Annotated in this window: 16 protein-coding genes and 1 pseudogene; 5 read left to right on the top strand and 12 right to left on the bottom strand. The window is 72.6% G+C overall.

Going from position 1 to position 20,885, the window contains the following annotated elements:
* Nucleotides 1-138: 138 nt before the first annotated feature.
* Entirely contained in the window at nucleotides 139-597 is a 459-nt protein-coding gene (locus tag GV126_RS24345) for a MarR family winged helix-turn-helix transcriptional regulator (protein WP_159670541.1), read from the top strand.
* A 57-nt stretch (nucleotides 598-654) separates the two neighbouring features.
* Here the strand turns inward: GV126_RS24345 and GV126_RS24340 are convergent, their stop codons facing one another.
* The 3 genes from GV126_RS24340 to GV126_RS24330 form a co-directional block, all read right to left on the bottom strand.
* Nucleotides 655-855 (bottom strand): hypothetical protein, encoded by a 201-nt coding sequence (locus GV126_RS24340; protein WP_159670538.1) that lies wholly within the window; start codon nucleotides 853-855, stop codon nucleotides 655-657.
* 59 nt (nucleotides 856-914) lie between these two features.
* Nucleotides 915-1,931 (bottom strand): helix-turn-helix domain-containing protein, encoded by a 1,017-nt coding sequence (locus GV126_RS24335; RefSeq protein ID WP_159670535.1) that lies wholly within the window; start codon nucleotides 1,929-1,931, stop codon nucleotides 915-917.
* Nucleotides 1,932-2,213: 282 nt separating this feature from the next.
* Nucleotides 2,214-2,690, bottom strand: coding sequence for an ATP-binding protein (locus GV126_RS24330; protein WP_159674051.1), 477 nt, complete (start codon nucleotides 2,688-2,690; stop codon nucleotides 2,214-2,216).
* Between the two features lie 150 nt (nucleotides 2,691-2,840).
* Here GV126_RS24330 and GV126_RS24325 point away from each other — a divergent pair, with 150 nt between their 5' ends.
* Together GV126_RS24325 and GV126_RS24320 are read left to right on the top strand one after the other, a co-directional pair.
* Complete coding sequence (locus GV126_RS24325) at nucleotides 2,841-3,674, top strand: helix-turn-helix domain-containing protein (protein ID WP_159670532.1); 834 nt, start codon at nucleotides 2,841-2,843, stop codon at nucleotides 3,672-3,674.
* On the top strand, nucleotides 3,671-3,865 hold the full coding sequence (locus GV126_RS24320; protein ID WP_159670530.1) for a DUF397 domain-containing protein: 195 nt from the start codon (nucleotides 3,671-3,673) through the stop codon (nucleotides 3,863-3,865). The genes GV126_RS24325 and GV126_RS24320 overlap by 4 nt, the downstream gene beginning before the upstream one ends.
* Before the next feature lie 583 nt (nucleotides 3,866-4,448).
* Here the strand turns inward: GV126_RS24320 and GV126_RS24315 are convergent.
* From GV126_RS24315 to GV126_RS24295, 5 genes are all read right to left on the bottom strand, one after another.
* Entirely contained in the window at nucleotides 4,449-6,158 is a 1,710-nt protein-coding gene (locus GV126_RS24315; protein ID WP_159670527.1) for a bifunctional uroporphyrinogen-III C-methyltransferase/uroporphyrinogen-III synthase, read from the bottom strand.
* Nucleotides 6,155-7,129, bottom strand: coding sequence for a hydroxymethylbilane synthase (hemC, locus tag GV126_RS24310; protein ID WP_159670524.1), 975 nt, complete (start codon nucleotides 7,127-7,129; stop codon nucleotides 6,155-6,157). The genes GV126_RS24315 and hemC overlap by 4 nt, the downstream gene beginning before the upstream one ends.
* Nucleotides 7,126-8,913 (bottom strand): glutamyl-tRNA reductase, encoded by a 1,788-nt coding sequence (locus GV126_RS24305; RefSeq protein WP_159670521.1) that lies wholly within the window; start codon nucleotides 8,911-8,913, stop codon nucleotides 7,126-7,128. The genes hemC and GV126_RS24305 overlap by 4 nt, the downstream gene beginning before the upstream one ends.
* Nucleotides 8,910-9,680, bottom strand: a complete 771-nt coding sequence (locus tag GV126_RS24300) for a redox-sensing transcriptional repressor Rex (protein ID WP_159670518.1) — start codon at nucleotides 9,678-9,680, stop codon at nucleotides 8,910-8,912. The genes GV126_RS24305 and GV126_RS24300 overlap by 4 nt, the downstream gene beginning before the upstream one ends.
* Nucleotides 9,681-10,049: 369 nt before the next feature.
* Nucleotides 10,050-10,334 (bottom strand): glutaredoxin family protein, encoded by a 285-nt coding sequence (locus GV126_RS24295; RefSeq protein WP_159670515.1) that lies wholly within the window; start codon nucleotides 10,332-10,334, stop codon nucleotides 10,050-10,052.
* Nucleotides 10,335-10,472: 138 nt separating this feature from the next.
* Here GV126_RS24295 and GV126_RS24290 point away from each other — a divergent pair, with 138 nt between their 5' ends.
* Complete coding sequence (locus GV126_RS24290) at nucleotides 10,473-11,387, top strand: HAD family hydrolase (RefSeq protein ID WP_159670512.1); 915 nt, start codon at nucleotides 10,473-10,475, stop codon at nucleotides 11,385-11,387.
* 292 nt (nucleotides 11,388-11,679) lie between these two features.
* Here the strand turns inward: GV126_RS24290 and GV126_RS24285 are convergent.
* Nucleotides 11,680-13,024, bottom strand: a pseudogene (locus GV126_RS24285) (diaminobutyrate--2-oxoglutarate transaminase family protein).
* A gap of 499 nt (nucleotides 13,025-13,523) precedes the next feature.
* On the opposite strand from GV126_RS24285, the gene GV126_RS24280 reads away from it, so the two are divergent.
* On the top strand, nucleotides 13,524-14,765 hold the full coding sequence (locus GV126_RS24280) for a trypsin-like serine peptidase (RefSeq protein ID WP_185947886.1): 1,242 nt from the start codon (nucleotides 13,524-13,526) through the stop codon (nucleotides 14,763-14,765).
* Between the two features lie 390 nt (nucleotides 14,766-15,155).
* Here the strand turns inward: GV126_RS24280 and hflX are convergent, their stop codons facing one another.
* The 3 genes from hflX to GV126_RS24265 all read right to left on the bottom strand — a co-directional run bounded on the left by hflX (nucleotide 15,156) and on the right by GV126_RS24265 (nucleotide 20,850).
* Complete coding sequence (gene hflX / locus GV126_RS24275; RefSeq protein ID WP_159670509.1) at nucleotides 15,156-16,646, bottom strand: GTPase HflX; 1,491 nt, start codon at nucleotides 16,644-16,646, stop codon at nucleotides 15,156-15,158.
* A 199-nt stretch (nucleotides 16,647-16,845) separates the two neighbouring features.
* Nucleotides 16,846-18,468 carry a M1 family metallopeptidase gene (locus GV126_RS24270; RefSeq protein ID WP_159670506.1) on the bottom strand — a complete coding sequence of 541 codons (1,623 nt, stop codon included), beginning with the start codon at nucleotides 18,466-18,468 and terminating at the stop codon, nucleotides 16,846-16,848.
* 114 nt (nucleotides 18,469-18,582) lie between these two features.
* Complete coding sequence (locus GV126_RS24265; protein WP_159670503.1) at nucleotides 18,583-20,850, bottom strand: RelA/SpoT family protein; 2,268 nt, start codon at nucleotides 20,848-20,850, stop codon at nucleotides 18,583-18,585.
* Between the last annotated feature and the right edge of the window lie 35 nt (nucleotides 20,851-20,885).

The raw sequence follows: 20,885 nt of genomic DNA, 5'->3' as shown, positions 1-20,885 counted from the left end.
ACGCCCGCCCACCCGGTGCCTTTGCCGACGCGGAGTCGGCGCGGAGACGGCACCGAGTCGACGCCCAAGGCGGTTGACCTCAAGCTTGGTCGAGGTTCTACGGTCGACATCACGAACCCGGAGACGGAAGGCAAGGCCATGGAGTACTCGCACAGCGACGACGAACTCCTCCGGCAGCCCATCGGCTACTGGAGCTGGGCGGCCTACAAGGCCGTCGTCACCCGCACCCGCGCCGCCCTCGCGGACCTCGGCACCACCCAGCCCCAGTGGTGGGTGCTCGCCCAGGTCGCCCGCGCGGACTCCCCCAGGACCCGCGCCGAGGTCAGCGGCCTGCTGGAGAACTACCTCGACACCGGCCACGACGCGATGGAGTCGGAGATCGACCGGACGATCGACCGGGGCTGGATCACCGAGGACCCCTCGGGCCGTCTGAACCTGACCCCTGAGGGCAGGGCCTTCTTCGACAAGGCGGCCGCCCTCCAGGACGAGCTGTGGGCGCAGCGCCACGCCGGCATCTCCGACGAGGAGTACCTGACCACCCTCAAGGTGCTCCAGCGCGTCATCCACAACACGGGCGGCCACGCCTGGCACCACTAGGGACTGTCTGGCATGTCCCAGGGGTGAGGAGGCCCGGGGGTCCGTCGCGTCCCGGGCTCACTCGGACGGCAGGAGCGGCCGCCCCTCGATGGCCGCCCGTATGTGCTCGGGCCGCAGCGCGTCCTGCCCGTACCGCGCGGTGAACGCCTGCACCCGGCCGAGCGGCGAGTCCGGCGGGGGCGGCTCCTCGCGGATCGTGACCCCGAGCACCTGCGCCCAGAACGCCGCCCCTACGTCCTGCGGATCATCCATGTCCATACCGCCACGGTAGGCGCAGGGTCTGACAGTCGGTTGCCCGACGCCCCACGAACACCGCCTCACGCCGCACACACGCTCCCGCCCGGCACCGCCCTGTTCCCGCGGCACTCACGGCAGCGCCCGGGCTGCGGGGCGCGGAAGGCGCGCTCGCAGCCGTCGCAGGTCTGGAAGGGATCGGGACGGCGAACCGCTCGCGGACCCCCTGTGGTCATCGGTGCCGGCGCGGCGCGAGCGGGCAGGGGCACCGGCAGCAGTGCATCGAGCCGGTAGGCGATCAGCTTCGCCGGGTTCCTCAGGTCAGCGGGAAGGCCGTCGGTCAGGGCGTGGTGGACGACGGCGGCCGAGACCCCGATGTCGAGCCACGCGGTGACGGCCGGCGCGAGCCGGTCCACGTCTCGGCGGGAGAGGATGAGGCGGTCGTCCGTGCGGCGCAGACCGGCGAGGAGGGCGGCGGCCCGGTCGTGCCGGGGATGCGGGGTGGCGCGCACCTCGGGCACGGCCGGTTCGGGCGCGAGCGCTTGCCGGGGATCCGGGGCTCCGCTCACCGCAGGCGCGGACGGTTCCGGCTCGGGTGCCTGCCGGGGAGGGGCTTGATCGTCCTCCTCAGGGGCGGCCGGTACGTCCGCGCGTACTGCGGGCTGACGCTCGACGGTACGGCGACCGGCCGCGGGCCGCCCCGCCACACGAAGAGGCGCGACTGCCGGGGCTGCTGCGTCCGGGGCGTGGTGGGCGTACGTACGGGTGACCAGGCGGCCGGAGTCCGTGTGCTCCCGGACCCGCCGCAGGTAGCCGTGCGCCTCCAGCTCGCGCAGCGCGGACGCGATGCGCTCCCGCCCCTCGGGGAAGCGCTCGGCGAGGCTGCGGATGTCGACCGGGGTTCCCTCGGGCACCGACAGAATGTGGGTGGCCAGCCCGATCGCGGTCAGGGACAGCTCGCGGTGCTGGGCGAGGTGATTGCCGACGACGACGTACTGACCGGACTGGTACGTGCGTACGTGGATGACACCGGAGGGGGTGGTGGATCGCGGAACACCCTGAATCGAGCGCAGGGCAGCGTTAGGCTTCTTCTCAGCCATGGGGAAGACCTCTTCTCTTCCTCGATGGTCAGGCCCTCGCACTGGGATTGCCGTCCCGGCGGGGGCCGATGCATGTGTGGGGTGGTGAATGCGCTGGGGCGGGTGCATATGCCTCGACCGCCTCGGGGCGAGCCTGCACGCCCGAACCGCCGCCACGCCAGCCAGACCGGCCACATTCACCCGCCCGAGTGACGGATGCCGGGTTTCGTGTGGTTGGTTGGTTATTTCCCCGGGTTCTTTGGTCTTTTTACCGCCCGCACCCCCGGCGGCCGGAACGCCGCCTCACACACAGCCCGGCTCCGGTGTGACGTGCGCTGATGGGCAGACCGGGTCGAGCTCTGCCCACACCGTCTTGCAGGGAACCGGGCCGGTGCGCACGCCCCACCGATCGGCCAACTCGTCAACCAGCAACAGCCCGTATCCCGATTCCGCGGGTCCGGCACCACCGCCCTCCCGACTCGGAAGTACGTCACCGCGCGTGTCCGTCACCTCGATCCGGAGGACGCCGTGGACGGTCACGGCGAGAGCGAGCCGGAAACTCCGCCCGGGAACCCGGCCATGGAGAACGGCGTTCGAGGCCAGCTCGGCGACGATCAGCCGGGCGGGGTCCAACGGCAGCCCCCACGCGTGCAGTTGCTCGACCGCGAGCAGCCGGGCGAGCCGGGCGCCACGGCGGGTGGCGGACAGGGGCACGGCGAACTGGTGCAGCCGGGGCTGCTCTGCGACTGGTTGCTGACTTTGCTGATTCACGTCACTCAGCGTGTCCGGGTGTGTCTACGCTGTGAAGGGCGGTGCCCCGTGCGGTCGGTGGATGTCCGCGAGGCGTCCGGATACGTCCGGGCTGTACGGGGTGACCGGTTACAGGCCGCGGGGGTTGGACAGAAAAGGGCGCGGCGGGAGGGCGCGGACATGAGCGACGACGACGTGAACGCGGAGGACGAGGAAGCCCGGGCAGTGGTGCGAGCGGTCGCCCGCCAGCTGAAGCTGTGGCGGGAGGCGGCCGGCCTCACCCAGGCGGAGTTCGGGGCGGCCATCGGGTACGGGGAGGAGCTGGTCTCCTCGGTGGAACGTGGGCGGCGGATTCCCCGGCCGGAGTATCTGGACGCGGCGGACGAGGTGCTGGGGGCGGGCGGGAAGATCGCCGCGATGAAGAAGGACCTGGCCGAGGCTCGGTATCCGAAGAAGGTGCGGGACGTGCGCCGCCTGGAGGTCGAGGCCGTACAGATCTGCTCGTACAACAACTCGGTTGTTGACGGCCTGCTCCAGACCGAGGATTACGCGCGGGCGGTGTTCAGTTCGCGTCGACCTCCGTTCACGGAGGAGGAGTTGGAGCGTCAGCTTGCTGCGAGGCTGGCCCGCCAGGAGATCATCAAGAGCGCGACAGCCGGACCTCTGTTCAGCTTTGTACTGTGCGAGGCGACGCTGCGGCGGGCCATCGGAGGCAGGATGGTGATGCGGGCGCAGCTCGAACGGCTCTTGGAGGTAGCCCAGTTACCCAACATCGACTTGCAGGTGCTTCCCCTCAGCAGCGAGGAGAACTCGGGGCTCAGCGGCCTTTTCCGATTGCTCAAGCTCAAGGATGGGACGACAGTGGGGCTCAGCGAAGCACCGCTCATCAGCCGTGTCTTCTGCGACCCGAAGGAGACGACCGTCCTCGACATGCGCTATGGAATCATCCGGGCGCAGGCTCTCACGCCACGGGAGTCCTTGACCTTCATCGAGCAACTGCGGGGAGAAACATGAGCCTCAAGCGCAGCTCCGAGCTGGAGTGGATAAAGAGCAGCTACAGCACAGACGACGGCCCGTCCTGCGTGGAAGTCGCCACGATCCCGGACCACATCCTCGTCCGCGACTCCAAGAACCCCACCGGCCCCCGCCTCACCCTGACGCCCACCACCTGGTCGGCCTTCCTGCCGTACGCAGCCGGCCACTGACCGGTCAGCCCCAGAACGCCACCCAAGCTGCCACCGTCTCTGCCCGTGCCGTCTTTGGCCGGAAGCAGATGGCGTCCGCAGCCCTCGTGTACAGGTGATCGAATCAACGACGTCTGCCGAGGTAACGGGGCAGGGGGCAGAGACGCGTGCTGGATCCGGAGGCAATACCCCAGCACACGGGGAATCTGGAGCAACTGGAGAACGACTGTGCGGATCTGAAGGCCGACGCGGGCCACGTCCGTGATGCGGGCCGGGACGTCCATAACAGGTTCCAGGGCCAACCGCCGAAAAGAACGGCTCGGAAGACAATGTCATCTGGTACCCGTAAGGGATGGGCGCCGACGAGGTTCCCTGCTCCTGCAGCTGCAATGGAGCGCCTACGTGAGTGGATCGAAGCCGGGGAAGGCGGCCTCGACGCGGCTCCACTCTCGGCATCCTCGCCTGCCTCACATCCCCGTTCGTCGGCTGCATAGGAGCCGGAACCAACGCCACCCATGGGGCTGCGTCCGCGGTGTCCCGGAGACGCGCGCAGGCGGGGCGTGCTGTGGAGCACGCCCCGCCTTCCCGTTCGGCCTCACCGGCCTCAGGTCGACGTAGACCGCCGCCTCCGCGCCCCCGCCCGTCGTTCGCTCGGGCGGGTCACCGGCTCGCCGGCCTCCAGGGCCGCCGCGCGGCGGCGGGCGCCGAAGTCGGCGAGGGCCTCGGCCAGCTTGTGGACCGACGGCTCGGGGGACATCACGTCCACCCGCAGGCCGTGCTCCTCGGCCGTCTTCGCCGTCGCCGGGCCGATGCAGGCGATCACCGTGACGTTGTGCGGCTTGCCCGCGATGCCCACCAGGTTGCGCACCGTGGAGGAGGAGGTGAACAGGACCGCGTCGAAGCCGCCGCCCTTGATCGCCTCGCGGGTCTCCGCCGGGGGCGGCGAGGCACGGACCGTGCGGTAGGCCGTGACGTCGTCGACCTCCCAGCCGAGCTCGATCAGGCCCGCCACCAGGGTCTCGGTGGCGATGTCGGCGCGCGGCAGGAACACGCGGTCGATCGGGTCGAAGACCGGGTCGTAGGGCGGCCAGTCCTCCAGCAGGCCCGCGGCCGACTGCTCGCCGCTCGGAACCAGGTCCGGCTTCACGCCGAAGGCGATCAGGGCCTTGGCGGTCTGCTCGCCGACCGCGGCGACCTTGATGCCCGCGAACGCGCGGGCGTCCAGGCCGTACTCCTCGAACTTCTCGCGGACGGCCTTGACCGCGTTGACCGACGTGAACGCGATCCACTCGTAGCGGCCCGTCACCAGGCCCTTGACCGCGCGCTCCATCTGCTGCGGAGTGCGCGGCGGCTCCACGGCGATCGTGGGCACCTCGTGCGGCACGGCACCGTAGGAGCGCAGCTGGTCGGAGAGCGACGCGGCCTGCTCCTTGGTGCGCGGCACGAGGACCTTCCAGCCGAACAGCGGCTTGGACTCGAACCACGACAGCTGCTCGCGCCGCGCCGCGGCGCTGCGCTCGCCGACCACGGCTATCACCGGGCGGTGGCCGTCCGGGGACGGCAGGACCTTGGCCTGCTTCAGGGTCTGCGCGACCGTGCCGAGCGTGGCGGTCCAGGTGCGCTGGCGGGTGGTCGTACCGGCGATCGTGACCGTCATCGGGGTGTCCGGCTTGCGGCCCGCGGAGACCAGCTCGCCGGCCGCCGCGGCCACCGAGTCGAGCGTCGTCGACACGACGACCGTGCCGTCCGAGGCGCCGACCTCCGTCCAGCAGCGGTCCGAGGCCGTCCGGGCGTCGACGAACCGGACGTCGGCGCCCTCGGCGTCCCGCAGCGGCACACCGGCGTACGCGGGCACGCCGACGGCGGTCGCGACGCCCGGGACGACCTCGAAGGGCACGCCCGCGGCGGCGCAGGCGAGCATCTCCGCGGCGGCGTCCGTGTCCAGCCCGGGGTCCCCGGACACCGCACGCACGACCCGCCTGCCGCCGCGCGCGGCCTCCATGACAAGATGTGCGGCATCCCGCACAGCGGGAGCGGCAACGGTTGCTGACGTGCCGTCAACGACCGTCAGCTGAGGCGTGCCCGTGCCCGGAACGGGATCCGACGAGGGATCCGGATCCGTGTGCACGACGGCGACGCCCTCCCGGGCGTGCGTGCGGACGACGTCGAGCACCTCGTGCTCGGCGACCAGGACGTCGGCGTTCGCCAGCGCCTCCACGGCGCGCAGTGTCAGCAGTCCCGGATCTCCGGGTCCGGCACCGAGGAAGGTGACGTGCCCGTGTTCCAGGCCGGCGGAAAGGGTGGTGGGGCTCAATGTGCTCGCTCCCCCATCAGACCGGCCGCGCCCTGGGCGAGCATCTCGGTGGCGAGTTCGCGACCGAACGCCATCGCCGCATCGTGCGTCTGGGGCACGGGACCGGTGGTGGACAGCTGCACCAGCGTGGTGCCGTCGGGGGTGCCGACGACGCCGCGCAGGCGCATTTCCTTGACAATCTGCCCGTCGGCCAGCAGGTCGGCCAACGCGCCCACAGGGGCGCTGCAACCGGCCTCCAGGGCGGCGAGCAGTGACCGCTCGGCGGTCACGGCGGCCCGCGTGAACGGGTCGTCGAGCTCGGCGAGCGCTGCGATCAGCTCCGCGTTCCCCGCGGCACACTCGATCGCCAGGGCCCCCTGGCCGGGGGCGGGCAAAACCGTGTCGACCGACAGGACGTCGGTCACCTCGTCGCTGCGGCCGATCCGGTTCAGTCCGGCCGCGGCCAGCACGACCGCGTCCAGCTCCCCGCTGCGGACGTATCCGATGCGGGTGTCGACGTTGCCCCGGATCGGGACCGTCTCGATCTCCAGGCCGTGGGCGCGCGCGTACGCGTTCAGCTGGGCCATCCGCCGCGGCGCGCCGGTGCCTATGCGCGCGACGCCCGTCGGGGAGGACGCGGCCAGGTCGGTGATCTTCAGCCCGTCCCGCGCGACCAGCACGTCCCGCGGGTCCTCGCGGCGGGGTATCGCGGCCAGGACCAGCTCGTCGGGCTGCGTGGTGGGCAGGTCCTTGAGCGAATGAACCGCGAAGTCCACCTCGCCCCGCAGCAACGCCTCCCGCAGCGCCGCGACGAACACGCCGGTGCCGCCGATCTGCGCCAGGTGCTCGCGGGAGGTGTCGCCGTAGGTGGTGATCTCGACGAGTTCGACGGGCCGTCCGGTCACCCGGCTCACAGCGTCCGCGACCTGCCCGGACTGGGCCATGGCGAGCTTGCTGCGCCTGGTCCCCAGCTTCAGTGGGTTCTCACTCATGCCGGCCCTCGGTTCCTGCCGTTCTTCTGGGAGTCGTCGTCGGCCTGCGAGACGGAGGCCACCGTCTCCGGGTCGAGGTCGAACAGGGTGCGCAGCGCGTCCGCGTACCCGGCGCCGCCGGGCTCGGCCGCGAGCTGCTTGACCCGGACGGTCGGCGCGTGCAGCAGCTTGTCCACGACGCGTCGCACGGTCTGGGTGATCTCCGCCCGGTGCTTGTCGTCCAGGCCGGGCAACCGTCCCTCCAGCCGGGCGATCTCGCCGGCCACGACGTCGGCGGCCATGGTGCGCAGGGCGACCACGGTCGGCGTGATGTGCGCCGCCCGCTGGGCCGCCGCGAAGTCCGCGACCTCGTCGGCCACGATACGGCGGACCTGGTCGACGTCGGCGGCCATCGGCGCGTCCGCGGAGGCCTCCGCGAGGGACTCGATGTCCACCAGGCGCGCCCCGGCCAGCCGGTGCACGGCCGCGTCGACGTCCCGCGGCATGGCCAGGTCCAGCACGAACAGCACCGGCTCGGGGCGCGGGGCCACGGCGACCGGCTCGGGCTTGCGCAGCTCGGGGATGCGGCCGGCGGTGGCGACGGTCGCGGCCAGCGCGCCGATCAGCTCGGCGTCGGCCTCCACGGCCCGCTCGGCGTGCTCGCGGCGGTCCACCGTCCCTCCCCCGGGCTTCCGCCGTCGCTCCAGCAGGGAGGTGCCCCCATCGACCCAGGTGCCGTGCTGCTCCAGGGTGGCCGCGTCGATGCCGGCGACCGCGGACTCGCCCAGCAGGGAGAAGCCGGGCTCCACGGCGGCCAGGTCGAGCGGGCAGCCGTCCTCGGCGCCCACGGTGGTGGGCGGCAGCGGCGTCTCGCGGGCCTCCGCCTTCCCGGCCGGCTTCGCCGCCGTACGGCGCGCTTCCGCGCCGGTGCGGTCGTCGGCGACCTCCGCGGCGGGCGCGCCGGTGCGGCCCTCGACGGCGGCGGCGATCGTCTCGGCGGTCAGCACCAGTCCGGTCGCTCCGGTGCAGGAGACGGCGATGTCGGCACGTGTCAGTTCGTCCGGCACGGCACTCATCGCCACGGCGCGGGCGCGTACGGCCGTGTCGTCGCCCTCGGTGAGGATCTGCGCGAGGCGCTCGGCCCGCTCCTGGGTGCGGTTGGCGATCACGATCTCGGCGACCCCGGCCCGCGCGAGCGTGGCCGCGGCCAGCGACGACATCGAACCGGCGCCGATGACCAGGGCCTTCTTGCCGCGCGCCCAGTCGGTGACGGCGCCGCCCGCGGCCAGCTGCTCCAGGCCGAAGGTGACGAGGGACTGCCCGGCGCGGTCGATGCCGGTCTCGGAGTGGGCGCGCTTGCCCACCCGCAGGGCCTGCTGGAACAGGTCGTTGAGCAGGCGTCCGGCGGTGTGCAGCTCCTGGGCGCGGGCCAGGGAGTCCTTGATCTGGCCGAGGATCTGGCCCTCGCCGACGACCATCGAGTCCAGGCCGCAGGCCACCGAGAACAGGTGGTGGACGGCCCGGTCCTCGTAGTGCACGTAGAGGTAGGGGGTGAGTTCCTCCAGGCCGACCCCGCTGTGCTGGGCGAGCAGCGTGGACAACTCGGAGACACCGGCGTGGAACTTGTCCACGTCGGCGTACAGCTCGATGCGGTTGCAGGTGGCCAGCACCGCGGCCTCGGCGGCCGGCTCGGCGGCGACGGTGTCCTGGACCAGCTTGACCTGGGCGTCCACGCTCAGCGAGGCGCGCTCCAGGACGCTGACCGGGGCGCTGCGGTGGCTCAGTCCGACGACGAGGAGACTCATGCCGGCATCACGGCGGGAACGTCCCCGTCGGGCCCCTGGTCGGCGGACTGCTTGCGCACGGCGGCGGCCGCGGCGGCGGGCCGCCCCGCGGCGGCGGCGGCCTCCTCGCCGGCCTTGCGCTGCTCGTGGAAGGCGAGGATCTGCAGCTCGATGGAGAGGTCGACCTTGCGCACGTCCACGCCGTCCGGGACGTTCAGCACGGTCGGCGCGAAGTTCAGGATCGAGGTGACGCCGGCGGCGACGAGCCGGTCGCAGACCTGCTGGGCGGCGCCCGCGGGGGTCGCGATCACGCCGATCGAGACGCCGTTGTCCTGGATGATCTTCTCCAGGTCGTCGGTGTGCTGCACCGGGATCCCGGCGACGGCCTTGCCGGTGAGCGCGGGGTCGGCGTCGATGAGCGCGGCGACCCGGAAGCCGCGGGAGGCGAACCCGCCGTAGTTGGCGAGGGCGGCGCCGAGGTTGCCGATACCGACGATCACAACCGGCCAGTCCTGGGTGAGCCCCAGTTCGCGGGAGATCTGGTACACGAGATACTCGACGTCGTAGCCCACCCCGCGGGTCCCGTAGGAGCCGAGGTAGGAGAAGTCCTTGCGCAGCTTCGCGGAGTTGACCCCAGCGGCGGCTGCCAGCTCCTCGGAGGAGACCGTGGGGACCGAGCGCTCCGACAGTGCGGTCAGCGCCCGGAGGTACAGCGGAAGCCTGGCGACGGTGGCCTCGGGAATCCCTCGGCTACGGGTCGCCGGTCGGTGAGTTCGGCCAGTTGCCACGGTGCTCCTGCGGGTAGAGCGGGGCTGCGGGCGGTCGTACGTCCCCAGACCGCCCCGTCGACAGCAGGCTATGTCTTTGTGAACGCGTGCACAAAGATGGTGTCCGATTTGCCCGGCCAACGTGACCGGGCTCACGCATCTTTGACGCGTTCCCGTGGAACCGGCGCGTCCGCACCGTCGTTCCTTACTTGTTGGGGGCAAAACCGCACACGCTCCTCTACGATCCCCACCCCCGAGACCAGACCACCGTCGATCCTAAGCCACTTTCGGCCAGTTTGTACCCGTCGGTCAGTTCTCTCCGGGCCCCGGTCGGGGCTCGCGGCCGGTGCGCGGACCCCCCCCCCCGGGCGGGCCGCGCGCCGCCCGGCGTCAGTCGCGCAGCGCCTTGCGCAGCCGCTCCTCGTCGACCCGCCAGAACGTGTGCTGCTCGCCGTCGATCAGCACCACCGGGATCTGCTCCCAGTACCGGTCGTGCAACTGCGCGTCCTCGGTGATGTCCTTCTGCTCCCAGGCCACGCCGAGATCGGCGCAGACCTTCTCCACGACCGCCTGTGCGTCGTCGCACAGATGGCAGCCGGGCTTGCGGACAAGGGTGACGAGCCGGTCCCGCGACGCGGCCGGCCTGCGACGGAAGAGGGGACTCATACCGGCCATTCTCGCCCCGCGCGCGCACCCGCGGCCACGGCCTCGCCCGGCGCCGCTCAACGACTTAACGACACGGTTGCGCAGAGTTCACGGCGTCCGAACCGTGCGACGGACGGAACTCCCGAACAGACTGGCTATGCTCACGCCATGGCCGCTCTCGGATGGCTCACCCACCGTAGGCGCTCCGCCACGGCGCGGAGCGTGTTGGCAGGCGAGGCCGCGGCGGAGGCCGCGCGCAAGTCCTCGCAGGAGGCTCAGGCCGCCCCGCCCGAGGAGGAGGCGGAGTTCCCGGTGCGCGGCGACGACCGCGCCGCCGCCTTCTTCGACCTGGACAACACCGTCATGCAGGGCGCCGCGCTGTTCCACTTCGGCCGCGGACTGTACAAGCGGAAGTTCTTCGACACCCGGGACCTGGCCCGCTTCGCCTGGCAGCAGGCGTGGTTCCGGCTGGCCGGCGTCGAGGACCCCGAGCACATGCAGGACGCGCGCGACTCCGCGCTGTCGATCGTCAAGGGCCACCGGGTCGCCGAGCTGAAGTCGATCGGCGAGGAGATCTACGACGAGTACATGGCCGAGCGGATCTGGCCGGGCACGCGCGCGCTGGCCCAGGCACACCTGGACGCCGGCCAGAAGGTGTGGCTGGTGACCGCGGCGCCGGTGGAGATCGCGCAGGTCATCGCCCGCCGCCTCGGCCTGACCGGCGCGCTGGGCACGGTGGCCGAGTCGGTCGACGGCGTCTACACCGGCCGCCTGGTCGGCGAACCGCTGCACGGCCCGGCCAAGGCGGAGGCGGTGCGCGCGCTGGCGGCGGCCGAGGGCCTGGACCTGTCCCGCTGCGCCGCCTACAGCGACTCCGCCAACGACATCCCCATGCTGTCGCTGGTCGGCCACCCCTACGCCATCAACCCCGACGCCAAACTCCGCCGCCACGCCCGGGAGATGGACTGGCGGCTGCGGGACTACCGCACCGGCCGCAAGGCGGCCAAGGTCGGCATCCCGGCGGCGGCCGGCGTGGGCGCGGTGGCCGGCGGCGCCCGGCCCCCCCCCCCGCTTCTCTCATAAACATTACCCTGACCCCAGGACAGGTTAAAAAAATTAATATCGATTTACCTCTCTCAAAAAAAACCTCTGTGGGGGTCGGGGGCACTTCGTCGTGGTGCTGGGTGGTCTCGATGCGCTGGTGCTGTGCGGCCTCCGGGGGGCGGGGCTGTGCGTTCGTGACCGCCGAGGGGCCGGCATGGCGGCACGGCCGACCCGGACGGCGCGGCGAGACGCCTGCGAGGAGTCCCGGCGGCCGGCGCACCGGGCGATGTCCGCAACGGGCGTCGGACCGGCCGGCCGCCGCCGTGCGCGGTTACCCGGCCGTCCGCCCGTGTGCCGGGGAACGGCGGTGTCCTCCGCCCGGCCGGGGCCGGCTGCCGCCGGGCGCGGTGTGGCCGCGGGCCGCCGCGTCGATCGCGTCGGCCAGCCGGTCGAGCACCGCCTCCGCCTGCTCGTCGCTGATCGTCAGCGGCGGCAGGAGCCGTACCACGCAGGCGTGGCGGCCGCCGAGTTCGACGATCAGTCCCCGCCGCAGGCATTCCCGCTGCACGGCGGCGGCAAGGGCGGGCGCGGCGGGCAGCGGGCCGCCGCGCGGCGCGGGATGCTCCCCCGCCCACGGGTCGTCGGTGGCGACCGGGTCGCCCTCCGGGTCCACCAGTTCCAGGCCGATCATCAGACCGCGGCCGCGCACCTCGCCGATGCAGGGCTGTTCCCCGGCCAGCGCGCGGAGCCGGGCGAGCATGCGGGAGCAGGTGCGCGGCGCGTTCGGCCAGCCGGTTCTCCCGGACGTGGGCCAGCGTGGCGGTGCCGGCGGCCATGGCGAGCTGGTTGCCGCGGAAGGTCCCCGCGTGGGCGCCCGGTTCCCAGACGTCCAGGTCGTCGCGGTAGACGACGACGGCCAGCGGCAGGCTGCCCCCGATCGCCTTGGACAGCACCATCACGTCGGGGACCACGCCGCTGTGCTGCACCGCCCAGAAGGCGCCGGTGCGTCCCACCCCGGTCTGGATCTCGTCGGCGATCAGCGGCACGGACCGCTCGGCGGTGATCTGCCGCATGCGCCGCAGCCAGTCGTCCGGCGCGGGCAGCACCCCGCCCTCGCCCTGCACCGGTTCGAGGATCATCCCGGCGGGCAGGGGCACGCCCGACTTGGGGTCGTCCAGGACCGACTCGGTCCAGCGAGCGGCGAGTGCGGCGCCGCGCGGGCCGCCGACCCCGAAGGGGCAGCGGTAGTCCTGCGGATAGGGCAGCCGGGCGACCCTTACGTCCACGGCGTGCCCGGACGCGGCGGCCGCTCCGGCGGTCATGCCGTGGTAGGCGCCGGTGAAGGCCGCGATGCCGGTGCGCCCGGTGGCGGCCCGGACGAGGGTGAACGCGGCCTCCACCGCGTCCGTCCCGGCCGGGCCGCAGAACTGCACGCGGGCGCGCTCGGCGAGTCCGGGCGGCAGGGTGCGGAACAGCTCGGTGACGAAGGCGTCCTTGACGGGCGTGGCCAGGTCCAGGGCGTGCAGGGGCGCGCCCGAGTCGAGGACCTTGCGGATGGCCTCCAGGACGACGGGGTGGTTGTGGCCGAGGGCGAGGGTGCCGGCGCCGGAGAGGCAGTCCAGGTAGCGGCGGCCGTCCGCGCCTTCGACGGTGAGCCCGCGGGCGCGTACCGGCACGATGGGCAGGGCCCGCGCATAGGTGCGCGCCGCGGACTCGCGCGCCGACTGGCGGCGCAGGATCCCCTCGTGCAGGGCGGGCGGCTGCGCGGACGCCCACTCCTCGGGCACAGACTCCGTCACGGTCACGGCTTCCTGTCCTCCCGCTGTCGCGAGGCGTCGGCGTCCACCTGTCCCGTGGGTCCGGCCTCCCACTGCCGCAGGTCACCGGCGGCGCGGCGCGCGCCTCGGCGCGGGGGCCCGGATGCGGACAGCAGGCTCCCCACCGCTACAACCGCGAACCGCCCGCCGGGTTACGGGTCGCTCCGAGATCCGTCCGGGGTTGCTTCAAGATCCTTGCCGTGACGGAACCGTTGCCGTTCCGTGGGCGGTCCCCCACAGCGAACGCATAGTGTGTGGTGCCGTTCCGCACGCCGTCACCGCGCTCGAACTCGCCCCGGGATCAGCGCGGATGCTCGGCGGCACCGGCAAGTCCGTTCACCCCAGGGGGAGTCAGCGCATGCGACCCATACGCCCGTCCGTCACCGCTCGCCGGGGAGGAGGCGCCCGGCGCAGGCGCGCCGTCTCCCGCGTGCCGGCCGCCGTCGCCCTCGTCTCGGCGCTGGCGCTGACCGCCACGGCCTGCAACTCGGACGACACCGGCGCGGACGCCAAGGCGTCCGCCTCCGCGGCGGCGGACACGGGCGGGACGGGCGACGGCACGGTCAAGATCCCGGACCACATCCGCCAGAAGCTCAAGGAGCACGGGATCGACCTGGACAAGTGGAAGAACGGCGCCTGGAAGAACTGGGACAAGGACGACTGGCTGCGCGAGGCCGACGAGTTCATCAACCCGATCATCAAGGGCCTGTGGAACCCGGACCGCATGCGCCGGGCCAAGGACCCCGACAAGGGCGTCGACGCCGACGACATCTCCGGGGACCAGGGCATCACGGATCCCACGCCCGCGCCGGTGAAGGCGCAGGCGGTGCCGCCGAGGTACCACGCCAACGCGGTGACGGCGGGCAAGGTGTTCTTCGACTCCCCCGAGGGCACGATGGTGTGCTCGGCGACGGTGGTGAAGGATCCGGCCCACCCGGGCAAGTCGAACCTGGTGTGGACGGCCGGGCACTGCGTGCACGCCGGCAAGAAGGGCGGCTGGTACCGCAACATCGCGTTCGTGCCGTCGTACAACGACGCCGGGATGAGCACGCGGCAGCTGCAGGGCGCCTCCAGGGACCAGGTCGCTCCCTACGGTGTGTGGTGGGGCGACTGGGCGCAGACCTCCGAGCAGTGGATCGAGCAGGGCGGTGCCACGGGCGGGCGGGGCGCGCCGTACGACTTCGCCGTCATCCATGTCACGCCGGAGAAGGGCGGCGACGGCAAGTCGCTGGAGGAGACCGTGGGTACGGCGCTTCCGGTGGACTTCGACGCGCCGGCCGTGCCGAAGGTGGAGAGCGTCACCGCGACCGGCTACCCGGCGGCGCCGCCGTACGACGGTCAGCTGCTGTACCGGTGCCAGGACAAGCCGGGACGGCTGTCGGTCACCGCCTCCGACCCGACGATGTACCGCATCGGCTGCACCATGACCGGCGGTTCGTCCGGCGGCGGCTGGGTCGAGACGGGCGCGGACGGCAGGCCCGCGCTGGTGTCCAACACCTCGATCGGCCCGGTGACGTCGGGCTGGCTGGCCGGGCCGCGTCTGGGCACGGTGGCCAAGGGCGTGTACCAGGCGGTCAGCAGGAAGTTCGCCGGGCAGTGACTCCGGCCGGACGGCACCAGGTTCGCCGGGCAGTGACTCCGGCCGGGCGGCACCGTGTTCGCCGGGCGGTGACTCCGGCCGGACGGCACGACGTCACCGGGCTGTGACCTGGTGACCCGGCGGGGCACGGGAGCGGCGGCGGGCCGGCTGGCGGCGGTGGGGTCCGACGGAAACGTTCACCGTCCCACCGCGGTTCGTGCTCAACTGCCGGTGCGCAGTGGGGTGTCGGTGCCGGACCTACGGCGGCGAGGGACGCCCGCGGGCGCGCACGCCGAGGGCCCGCCCCCTGGACAACCAGGGAGCGGGCCCTCGCCCGTGTGTACCCGTGTGTTCCTGCCGGTGGCCCTTACGGGACTACGGACGACTCCGCACGCCCGGACGCGGACGCGGTCAGAGCGCCGGGGTCGGCACGTAGGGCGCCAGATCGGCCGCCAGCTCCTCGTGCACCCGGGCCTTGAGCAGGGTGCCCTCCGCGGTGTGCTCCTCGGAGATCACCTCGCCCTCGGTGTGGGCGCGGGCGACGAGCTTGCCCTGGGTGTACGGCACGAGCGCCTCGATCTCGACGGCCGGGCGGGGCAGCTCGTCGTCGATCAGGGCGAGCAGCTCGGCGATGCCCTTGCCGGTGCGGGCCGAGACGGCGATCGCGTGCTTCTCCACCCGCAGCAGCCGCTGCAGCGTCAGCGGGTCCGCCGCGTCGGCCTTGTTGATCACGACGATCTCGGGTACGTCGGTGGCGCCGACGTCCCTGATCACCTCGCGCACGGCGGCCAGCTGCTCCTCCGGGTTCGGGTGCGAGCCGTCCACCACGTGCAGGATCAGGTCGGAGTCACCGACCTCCTCCATGGTGGAGCGGAACGCCTCGACCAGGTGGTGCGGCAGGTGCCGGACGAATCCGACGGTGTCCGCCAGTGTGTACAGCCGTCCGCTCGGGGTCTCGGCCCGGCGCACGGTGGGGTCCAGGGTCGCGAACAGCGCGTTCTCGACCAGGACGCCCGCGCCGGTGAGGCGGTTGAGCAGGGAGGACTTCCCGGCGTTGGTGTAGCCGGCGATGGCGACGGAGGGCACCTTGTGGCGGCGCCGCTCCTGGCGCTTGATCTCGCGGCCGGTCTTCATCTCCGCGATCTCCCGGCGCATCTTCGCCATCTTCTCGCGGATCCGCCGCCGGTCCGTCTCGATCTTGGTCTCACCGGGGCCACGCGTGGCGAGGCCGCCGCTGCCGCCGCCCATCTGCCGGGACAGCGACTGACCCCAGCCGCGGAGCCTGGGCAGCATGTACTGCATCTGCGCGAGCGCCACCTGCGCCTTGCCCTCGCGGGACTTGGCGTGCTGGGCGAAGATGTCCAGGATCAGGGCCGTACGGTCGATGACCTTGACCTTGACGACGTCCTCGAGGTGGATCAGCTGGCCGGGGCTCAGCTCACCGTCGCAGATCACGGTGTCCGCGCCGGTCTCCAGGACGATGTCGCGCAGCTCGTCGGCCTTGCCGGAGCCGATGTAGGTGGCCGCGTCGGGCTTGTCCCGGCGCTGGATGACGCCGTCGAGCACCATGGCGCCCGCCGTCTCGGCCAGCGCGGCCAGCTCCGCCAGGGAGTTCTCGGCGTCCTGCACGGTTCCCGAGGTCCAGACGCCGACGAGCACGACCCGCTCCAGCCGGAGCTGGCGGTACTCGACCTCGGTGACGTCCTCGAGTTCGGTGGACAGGCCCGCGACACGACGCAGAGCCGCGCGCTCGGAGCGGTCGAACTGGTCGCCGTCCCGCTCCGTGTCGATCTCGTGGCTCCAGGCGACGTCCTCTTCCATCAGGGCATCGGCCCGAAGACCCTCGGGATAGCTGTGCGCGAGGCGCTTGGTTGCCTGGGAAGAGGAAGAAGAGGAGGTCATTGGGTCCTTACGTCGTTGGGAATCCGTGGTGCGGCGACGAGCCGCGGCGGGGCGCGCCGGTCTCGGCGAACTTCCCGTCACCGGTGACAACGCACGAGCGCTCTGGGAGATTCCCCGGGCGCCGTGCCGCGCCGACCTGATGATGGTCGCACGGCACGGCCCGTCTCGTCACCGTCTTATTCCCCGTTCCCCGGCCGTCTCACCGCACGGCCCACTTCATCACCGACCGCGGCGCGGCCGGCTGCGCGGCCTTCCCCGTCTGCCCCGCCTTCTGCGTCTTCTGCGGCGTCTTCGGCGGGGGTGCCTGCTTCCAGTCGGGGTGGCCGGGCATCGGCGGGGTCTTCTGGCCGTACAGCCAGCCCTGGAAGAAGCCGGTCAGGTCGCGTCCGGCGATGTCCGAGGCCAGGCGCACGAAGTCCGCCGTGGTGGCCGTGGCGTCCCGGTGACGGCGCACCCAGGCGCGCTCCAGGCGTTCGAAGGCCGGCCGGCCGATCTCCTGGCGCAGGGCGTAGAGCACGAGCGCGGCGCCGTCGTAGACGTTCGAGCGGAAGATCCCGACCTTCTGCCCGGGCTTGGGCGGCTTGGGCCGCGCGGGCGGTCCGCCGGCCTCGCGCCAGCGGTCGGAGGCGCCGTAGGCCGCCTTCATCCGGGTCTCCATGGACTTGTGCGCCGTCTCGTCGGCGTACAGGGCCTCGTACCAGGTGGCGTGTCCCTCGTTGAGCCAGACGTCGGACCAGGTGCGCGGGCTGACGCTGTCGCCGAACCACTGGTGGGCCAGCTCGTGCACCATGACCGACTCCACGTACCACTTCGGGTAGGCGGAGTCGGTGAACAGGTCCTTCTCGAAGAGGGAGAGCGTCTGCGTCTCCAGTTCGAAGCCGGTGTCCGCGCCGGCCATGAGGAGGCCGTAGGTCTCGAAGGGGTAGCGCCCGACCTTGCGCTCCATCCAGGCGATCTGGTCCGGCGTCTTGGCAAGCCAGGGTTCGAGGGCCTTGCGGTCCCCGGCGGGGACGACGTCGCGCACGGGCAGTCCGTGCGGGCCCGGGCGGTGCAGCACGGCGGAACGGCCGAGAGAGACCTGCGCCAGTTCGGTGGCCATGGGGTGGCGGGTGCGGTACGTCCAGGTGGTCGACGTGCCGGCCCGGGCGACGCCGGCCGGGAGGCCGTTGGCCACGGCCGTGTAGCCCTCGGGGGCCGTGATCCGGAAGGTGAACAGCGCCTTGTCCGAGGGGTGGTCGTTGCACGGGAAGACCAGGTGGGCGGCGTCGGCCTGGTTGGCCATTGCGAGGCCGTCCGCGGTGCGCACCCAGCCGCCGTCCCGGCCCTTGGCGGCCCGCGGGTCGCTGGTGTGACGCACGGTGACGCGCATCCAGTGGTGGGCGGGCACCGGGGTCCGCGGAGTGATCACCAGGTCCTCGCCGGCCATGGTGAACGCGGCCGGGCTGCCGTCGACCACGACGGCGTCGACCGTGCCGTGGGCGAAGTCGAGGTTCACCCGTTCGAGCGTTCTGGTCACCCGGGCGCTGATCGTGGTCACGGCCCGCAGCGGCTTGGTGTTGTCCCCGGAGTAGGTGAGGGAGAGGTCGTACGCCATCACGTCGTATCCGGGGTTGCCCAGGTACGGGTAGAGGCGGTCGCCGAGGCCGAGCGGCGCGGGCGCGGCGCTCGCCCCGAGCAGACAGACGGAGACGGCGGACGCGAGCAGGCCCGCCCGCAGGCGACGCGGGACCGAGGACCTGGAGGCCGGAGGCTGCGCCCGGCGCGGAGCGGCAGACCTGTGGGAGGAGCGGTCGGACCTGGCTTTCCTGAGGGTACGCGGCATGCCCCCACGGCTATCAGCGCGCGGCGGCGTGACGACGACGACGCGCGTCCGTCCCACCCGAACGGGTCCGTGGACCCCGGCGCGCGGGGCGTCCGGGCGGCGGCAGACGGGCGGTCAGGTTCCCGCATGCGGTGACTGCGGCTGGGCGCGGCGTACGTCGTACACGCCGGGGACGCCGCGCATCGCCCGCATGAGGGCGGGCAGCCGGGCGGCGTCGGGCAGTTGCAGCGTGTAGGTGTGGTGGACGCGCTGCTGGGCCGGCGGAGCCACCGTGGCGGAGACGATCTCGACGCCCTCCCGGGCGATCGCCTCGGTGAGGTCGGCGAGCAGGCGCGGGCGGCCGAACGATTCGGCGAGCAGGGTGACCCGGAACTCGGCGGTGTCGCCCCAGCGCACACCGACCTCGGTGCGGCCCGCGCCCCGCATCCGGGCGACGGTGGCGCACTCGGCGCGATGCACGGTCACCGCGCCCCCGCGGACCGCGAACGCGGTGATCCCGTCGGGCGGCACGGGGGTGCAGCAGCCGGCGAGCCGGACGGTGGCGTGCGGCCGGTCGACGATGACCGCGCTCGGCGCTTGCGTCCGGCCGCCGTCCCGCTCCCGGGCACGGGCCGGGGGCCCGCCGGGTCCGTCCTGTCCGTGCCGTGCGTCGGGCTCGTCGGCTCCGGTGCCGGCAGGGACCCGCGGGACGTTTCCGGCCGCCTCCTGCGCCTGTGTGTCCGGGTCGCTCCCGCTCCCGGAGGTGTCGCCGACCGCCGCCGGATGGGTCGCCAGCCACCGCTGGATGGCGATGCGGGCGGTGGGTGTGCGGGCGTGGTCCAGCCACGTCCGGGAGGGTGCGGAGGCGGGGTCCTGCCCCATGAGCAGCTCGACGGTGTCGCCGTCCTTCAGCACGGTGCTCAGTGTCGCCAGGCGGCCGTTGACGCGGGCGCCGATGGCCGCGTGCGCGTCCTCGCCGTACTGCGCGTAGGCGGCGTCGACGCAGCTGGCGCCCTCGGGCAGCCCCAGGGTGCCGCCGTCGGGCCGGAAGACGGTGATCTCGCGGTCCTGGGCGAGGTCCTCGCGCAGGGTGGACCAGAAGGTGTCGGGGTCGGGCGCCTCCCGCTGCCAGTCGAGGAGGCGGGAGAGCCAGCCCGGGCGGGTGGGGTCGGCGCGTTCGCCGTCGCTCCCGGACTGCTCCTCCGGTGGGACCGCGTAGGGATTGCCGAGTGCGACGACGCCGGCCTCGGCGACCTTGTGCATCTGGTGGGTGCGGATGAGGACTTCGACGACCTGGACGTCCGTGGGGTTTTCCCCGGGCGCGTCCGTGCCCCCGCGGGGCAGGGCGACGGCGGTGTGCAGCGACTGGTAGAGGTTGAACTTCGGGACGGCGATGAAGTCCTTGAACTCGGAGACGACGGGCGTCATGCAGGTGTGGAGCTCCCCGAGCACCCCGTAGCAGTCGGCGTCCTCGTTCACCAGCACCAGCAGCCGGCCGAAGTCGCAGCCGCGCAGCCGGCCGCGTTTGCGGGCGACGCGGTGCACGGAGACGACGTGGCGCGGCCGCACGAGCACCTCCGCGGGGATGTCCGCCTCGCGCAGCACCTCGCGGACCTGTTCGGCGACCTCGGCGAGCGGGTCGTCCGGGCGGCCGGCGTTGTCCGCGATCAACTCGCGTGTGCGGGCGTAGTCCTCGGGGTGCAGGACCGCGAAGACCAGGTCCTCCAGCTCCGTCTTGAGCGCCTGCACGCCGAGCCGTTCGGCGAGCGGGATGAGCACGTCCCGGGTCACCTTGGCGATCCGGGCCTGTTTCTCGGGGCGCATCACGCCGAGGGTGCGCATGTTGTGCAGCCGGTCGGCGAGCTTGATCGACATCACCCGCACGTCGTTGCCGGTGGCGACGAGCATCTTGCGGAAGGTCTCGGGTTCGGCGGCGGCGCCGTAGTCGACCTTCTCCAGCTTGGTGACGCCGTCGACGAGGTAGCGGACCTCCGCACCGAACTGCTCGCCGACCTGGTCGAGCGTCACCTCGGTGTCCTCGACGGTGTCGTGCAGCAAAGACGCCGTCAACGTCGTGGTCTCCGCGCCGAGTTCGGCCAGGATCAGGGTCACGGCGAGGGGGTGGGTGATGTAGGGCTCGCCGCTCTTGCGCATCTGGCCGCGGTGCGAGGACTCGGCCAGGACATAGGCGCGGCGCAGCGGTTCGAGGTCGGCGTCGGGGAAGTGGGCGCGGTGGGCCTCGACGACGTGCCCGATGGCGTCGGGCAGCCGGTCGCGGGCAGTGGGGCCGAGCAGTGCGGCCCGGCCGAGGCGGCGCAGGTCGAGCCGTGGACGGGTCCTCCTGCGGGGCGCCGCCGGCGCCACCGGACCCGGGGTCGCGGGGTTCGTGGCATCCGCACTCATGGGCACCTCCGGCTGCGTGGACCGGCGGACGGGCA

It is taken from the genome of Streptomyces mexicanus, assembly GCF_902506575.1.
Taxonomy (GTDB): Bacteria; Actinomycetota; Actinomycetes; order Streptomycetales; family Streptomycetaceae; genus Streptomyces; species Streptomyces mexicanus.
The sequence above is the reverse complement of the archived record's forward strand: the minus strand, read 5'-3'. Positions and strand labels throughout refer to the sequence as shown.

Excerpts from the sequence above, each read along its gene's own strand:
- GV126_RS24345 (WP_159670541.1), top strand. The coding sequence starts at position 139 with ATGGAGTACTCGCACAGCGACGACGAACTCCTCCGGCAGCCCATCGGC.
- GV126_RS24340 (WP_159670538.1), bottom strand. The coding sequence starts at position 855 with ATGGACATGGATGATCCGCAGGACGTAGGGGCGGCGTTCTGGGCGCAG.
- GV126_RS24335 (WP_159670535.1), bottom strand. The coding sequence starts at position 1,931 with ATGGCTGAGAAGAAGCCTAACGCTGCCCTGCGCTCGATTCAGGGTGTT.
- GV126_RS24325 (WP_159670532.1), top strand. The coding sequence starts at position 2,841 with ATGAGCGACGACGACGTGAACGCGGAGGACGAGGAAGCCCGGGCAGTG.
- GV126_RS24320 (WP_159670530.1), top strand. The coding sequence starts at position 3,671 with ATGAGCCTCAAGCGCAGCTCCGAGCTGGAGTGGATAAAGAGCAGCTAC.
- hemC (WP_159670524.1), bottom strand. The coding sequence starts at position 7,129 with ATGAGTGAGAACCCACTGAAGCTGGGGACCAGGCGCAGCAAGCTCGCC.
- GV126_RS24305 (WP_159670521.1), bottom strand. The coding sequence starts at position 8,913 with ATGAGTCTCCTCGTCGTCGGACTGAGCCACCGCAGCGCCCCGGTCAGC.
- GV126_RS24295 (WP_159670515.1), bottom strand. The coding sequence starts at position 10,334 with ATGGCCGGTATGAGTCCCCTCTTCCGTCGCAGGCCGGCCGCGTCGCGG.
- GV126_RS24290 (WP_159670512.1), top strand. The coding sequence starts at position 10,473 with ATGGCCGCTCTCGGATGGCTCACCCACCGTAGGCGCTCCGCCACGGCG.
- GV126_RS24280 (WP_185947886.1), top strand. The coding sequence starts at position 13,524 with ATGCGACCCATACGCCCGTCCGTCACCGCTCGCCGGGGAGGAGGCGCC.
- hflX (WP_159670509.1), bottom strand. The coding sequence starts at position 16,646 with ATGACCTCCTCTTCTTCCTCTTCCCAGGCAACCAAGCGCCTCGCGCAC.
- GV126_RS24270 (WP_159670506.1), bottom strand. The coding sequence starts at position 18,468 with ATGCCGCGTACCCTCAGGAAAGCCAGGTCCGACCGCTCCTCCCACAGG.
- GV126_RS24265 (WP_159670503.1), bottom strand. The coding sequence starts at position 20,850 with ATGAGTGCGGATGCCACGAACCCCGCGACCCCGGGTCCGGTGGCGCCG.